This window comes from Carnobacterium sp. (assembly GCF_032094055.1).
Lineage (GTDB): Bacteria > Bacillota > Bacilli > Lactobacillales > Carnobacteriaceae > Carnobacterium_A.
In genome coordinates, this window is the sequence record NZ_DAMDAK010000049.1 from 13,143 (window position 1) to 18,033 (window position 4,891).

The 4,891-nt window shown below is 37.8% G+C and carries 4 protein-coding genes; all 4 read right to left on the minus strand.

Annotated elements, in window-relative coordinates; genetic code table 11:
* Positions 1 to 257, minus strand: a 257-nt coding sequence (locus RT405_RS08540) for a glycogen/starch synthase (RefSeq protein ID WP_313469099.1), incomplete at its 3' end; no start/stop codon positions are given.
* Positions 258 to 268: 11 nt separating this feature from the next.
* Complete coding sequence (gene glgD, locus RT405_RS08545; RefSeq protein ID WP_313469094.1) at positions 269 to 1,438, minus strand: glucose-1-phosphate adenylyltransferase subunit GlgD; 1,170 nt, start codon at positions 1,436 to 1,438, stop codon at positions 269 to 271.
* A complete protein-coding gene (locus tag RT405_RS08550; RefSeq protein ID WP_313469095.1) occupies positions 1,425 to 2,576 on the minus strand; it encodes a glucose-1-phosphate adenylyltransferase in 1,152 nt (383 codons plus the stop codon). The genes glgD and RT405_RS08550 overlap by 14 nt, the downstream gene beginning before the upstream one ends.
* A 55-nt stretch (positions 2,577 to 2,631) precedes the next feature.
* On the minus strand, positions 2,632 to 4,557 hold the full coding sequence (gene glgB, locus RT405_RS08555) for a 1,4-alpha-glucan branching protein GlgB (protein ID WP_313469096.1): 1,926 nt from the start codon (positions 4,555 to 4,557) through the stop codon (positions 2,632 to 2,634).
* Positions 4,558 to 4,891: the final 334 nt, after the last annotated feature.

Here is a 4,891-nt window from a genome sequence, read left to right on the forward strand (position 1 = left end):
AAATAATACGTTACATCATCTTTGACGAGTTTTTTTAATCCGCAAAATTGGTTACGCCAGCCTACTTTCACTTCAAACTGCACAACATCTTCCAATTGCTCTTGGTATTCTTGGGCCATCGTTGTATGAAAAGGCAGTACAACTCGAACATCGATCCCTTGTTTTTTTAATTCTTTCGGCAAAGCTCCCGCTACATCACCCAATCCGCCTGTTTTAAAGAAGGGAGCACATTCAGCTGCTGCAAATAATACTTTCATTGCCATTAAGCTTAAACTCCTTTCTTAGATTCAATCACGCTATTTTTTTTGATCACCATTACCTCATCAGCCGTTCCTTTCAAATGGACTCCGGCACCAATTCTTACTCCCTTATCGAGTATCACATATTCTAAAACGGCGCCTTCCCCTATCTGAGTGCCTTGCATCACAATAGAATGATGGACTTGAGCATTTTTGCCAATCGTTACTTTACGGAAAATAAGCGAGTTTTCAACTTCTCCTTCGATAAAACAATCGCTGGCAAATTGAGCATTGCTGACTTTGGCATCTTTTGAATAAAAAGTCGGTGCTCCGTTCTTAACTTTTGTAATAATGGAATCTCCGCGGTTGAATAAAGCATTGTAATTTGCTTCAACCAACATATCCATATTGGCTTCAAAATAACTTTGAATATCATCGATGTCTTTTAAATATCCGGTATATTCATAACCGTATACCTTATTTTCATTTAGATGGTCTTTGATTAAAAGGAGCGTATCTCCATTTTCATTTTTTTTGCCTGCTTGTGTGGCTAATTCAATAAACTTTTCAGAACTCATAATGGCAATATTCATACTTAATGCGGCAGTTTCTGCATCTAACGGCAATTGTTCGAAAGTAGTAATGGCAGTAATTTTATCTTGCTCTTCCTTATCAAAAGTAAAATAAGTTGCCGCTTCATTTGCCAAATAAGTGGATTTCGGCATATTTTTATACATGATCGTCACATCTGCTTCTTTTTCTTGATGGTACCGTAAAAGCGCAGGAAGGTCGATATTGCAAAGCATTTTGCTTCCCATTACAACAATGTATTCTGATTTTGAGCGGACAACATAGTGAATTTGATTATGGTAAAAACTACTTAATTGACCTGGCTCTTCAACTTCACTCGTTTGACGGACATCCGTTTCGGTATAAGGGAACAAGCCGCCTCCAATAGAAGAATCTAATCCCCAAGATGCACCGCTACGGATATGGTCATGCAGTGAACGGCCATTCCCTGTAAGGAAGTAAGCTGCCGATTCAATTGAAGCGCTGTGCAGACTAGTAAACGGGAAATCGATCAAACGGTAACGACAGCCAAACGGCAAAGAAGCGATCGGTCGCTTATCTGTTAATGGCGCCAACTTCGTTCCATTCTCATTTAAATTTAAAATAGCTCCTATTTTATGCTTCTTCATCTTTTAGTCCTCCAATCTCTTCACTGTAACCAACAACGGCAATTTCTTTTTCTTGACCAATCAGCTGAGCGCCATCATGGATTTTAGCGTGTTCTCCTACAATGGCATGTTCGATCGTAACATTTTCACCGATTGTGACATCTGCCATGATGATGCTGTCTTTTACAGTAGAACCTTTTCCAATTTTTACATTATGAGACAAAATAGAATGGTTTACTTCCCCTGCCACATAGCAGCCGTCTACTATCATCGCATTTGAAACTTTCGATGTAGCCGTTAAAAATTGTGGCGGTGCTGATGGATTCTGTGAATAAATCCGCCAATCTGAATTCCGGATGTTTAAGGCATGCGTCGGATCCAAAAATTCCATATTTGCTTCCCATAAACTTTCAATGGTTCCCACATCTTTCCAATAGTCTCTGAATGCATAAGCAAAGACATTCTCGCCATTTCCTAAGTAAGCTGGAATAACATTTTGGCCGAAATCTTCTAATACACGATTTTTTGCTTGATCGTCTACCAAGTATTTTTTTAATAACGACCAATTAAAAATGTAGACACCCATTGATGCTAGATTGCTTTTAGGTTCTTTCGGTTTTTCTTCAAACTCAATGATTCTGCCCGTTTGGTCGGTATTCATAATACCAAAACGAGGAGCTTCTTCAATCGGCACAGGTATCACCCCAACAGTTAAAGCTGCTTTCTTAGTTTTATGGAATTCTAACATTTCTTGGTAATCCATCTTATAAATATGGTCTCCTGAAAGGACCAATACATATTCAGGATTATGCCGATCAATAAAGTCAATGTTTTGGTAAATGGCATTCGCTGTTCCTTTAAACCACTTTTCGCCCTCGATGCTCGAATAAGGTTGTAAAATCGTTGCTCCACCATTGTGGATATTTAGTCCCCAGGCCGATCCATTGCCGACATGGCTATTTAATTCTCTTGGCTGGTATTGAGTGACGACTCCAACATTTTTAATTCCTGAATTCACGCAGTTACTTAAAGCAAAATCAATGATTCGGTATTTTCCACCAAAGGGTACAGCGGGTTTTGCGATTTCTTTAGTTAATTTCCCAAGCCGTGACCCTTGTCCTCCTGCTAAAATCATCGCTAACGTTTCTATTTTTTTCATAGCGTCTGGAAGAATAGATTTATTCTATTCTTCCTCTCCCCTCCTTTTATGTTGATCAGCTTTTTGGTACACCCATTACTCTTTTAGGTCTTAAAATCACGACACTCAGCGCTGGTAATATGAGTTCTAATGAATAAGGTTGCCTGTTCTGAGAATCAGCGGTAGTTTTTAATACTCCTTGTCCAGTTGTCCAAACGCCTCCAAATTCAACCATCTCAGTATTTAATAGTTCTTCATAAAGACCTTCATAAGGTACACCGACTTTGAAATGTTGACGTTCTACCGGTAAAAAATTGCACAATACAATTAAAAAATCACGCGGTTTCTTGCCTTTGCGAATAAAGGTTAAAATAGACTCCTCCGCGTTATCCGCATCAAGAATTTCAATACCACTGGGATCGTGGTCGATTTCCCACAAAGCCCGTTCTTTTTTATACAGTTCATTCAATCTTTGACTAAATTGCTGGTGCTGATGATTCATCTCATCTTCTAAGCTGCTCCATTCTAATTCAGAATGAACCCGCCACTCTAAAAACTGGCCAAATTCGTTTCCCATAAAATCCAGTTTTTTTCCGGGATGAGCCATTTTATAGGCTTCCATTGTTCTTAATCCGGCAAATTGATTGTAGCGGTCGCCGTGCATCTTATGCATCAATGATTTTTTACCGTGAACGACTTCATCATGAGAAAAAGGTAAAATAAAGTTTTCATTAAAAGCATACATAAATGAAAAGGTAATTAAATTAAAGTGGTGTTTGCGTAGAAGTGGATCCATTTCGAAGAATTTTAAGGTATCATTCATCCAGCCCATGTTCCATTTGTAATTAAATCCTAATCCTCCTTGATCAACGGGACTGGTAACCTTAGACCAAGCTGTACTTTCTTCTGCAATCATCAGAACATCGGGATGACGTTTGAAAATGGTGGTATTCATTTTTTGAATAAAGTGGACACCTTCGCGATTGTGATTGCTGCCATCTTCATTCGGTATCCAAGGACCCTCATCGTAATCCAAGTACAGCATACTCGATACCGCATCTACTCTTAAGCCGTCTAAATGAAATTGTTCTAACCAAAATAATGCATTAGAAATCAAAAAGCTGTGTACCTGCGATTTGCCTAAATCAAAATTCATTGTGCCCCATCTAAAATTCTGAGCTTTATTGCTGTCGTTATATTCAAATTGAGGCGTTCCATCAAAATAAGCCATGCCATAATCATTACGGTTAAAATGCCCAGGAACCCAATCCATGATCACGCCAATATGTGCCTGGTGGGCAGCTTCCACAAAATCCTGAAACTCTTCCATTTTTCCGAACTTTGAAGAAACAGCATAATAGCCAGTCAACTGATACCCCCATGAAGCATCTAGTGGGTGTTCCATTAAAGGCAAAAATTCAATATGGGTATATCCCATTTCTTTTACATAAGGTATTAATTCTTGTTGCAGCTCAGGAATGCTGTACCAGCTGCCGTCAGCATGACATTTCCAAGAACTTAAATGAACTTCATAAATGTTTATCGGCCGTTTAGTTAGCGTATGACGTTTTTTGTTTGCCATCCATAAATGGTCTTTCCACTTTCTTTGCGGCAAGGATTTTACAATTGAAGCATCTTTAGGCCGAACTTCAAATTCAAGAGCATAAGGATCAATTTTTAATTTAATTTCTCCTGTGGCTTGCTCAATTCGGTATTTATAACAGTGCCCTTCTTTTGCTGCATCGCTAAATAAAGTCCAAGCTCCTGTTTCATCTATTTTTTCCATTGCTAAGCCTGTATCCCAATTACAAAAATCAGCAACGACGGAGACCGACTTGGCATGAGGCGCCCAAACAGTAAAACGAAAACCAGCAACTCCTTCGAAAATCTCAGCAGCACATCCTAATGTTAAATAACTATCGAAGAGTTGTCCTGTATTAAACAAATACAATTCTTCTTCAAGCTGTTCACGACTTGTTTCTTGATTGACTTGTTTGACCATTTGCAAGTCTCCTTCCTTTTAAAATAATGAAAAAATAAAGATTGTTTTCATCATTCTATCATTATTTTTTAATTTTACCAGTAGCTAGCTACATTAATTTTTTTATTTGTAAAAATTCAGCTTTTAAATAAATTTTCATTGTATTATTCGGCCTAATCTAAGTATACCGCATATTTAATGATAACGCTTTCTTTTTATTTGTTTTCTGTTAAATTTATTTTTCTCTTCTTTTAAAATAAGCTTATACTCTGCTGTTCCCTTTTATTAGAAAGGTTCTTCTTATTTTATCCGATTAAGCGCTGCTCCATTAAGTTTATTCAAATTGGCTTAAATG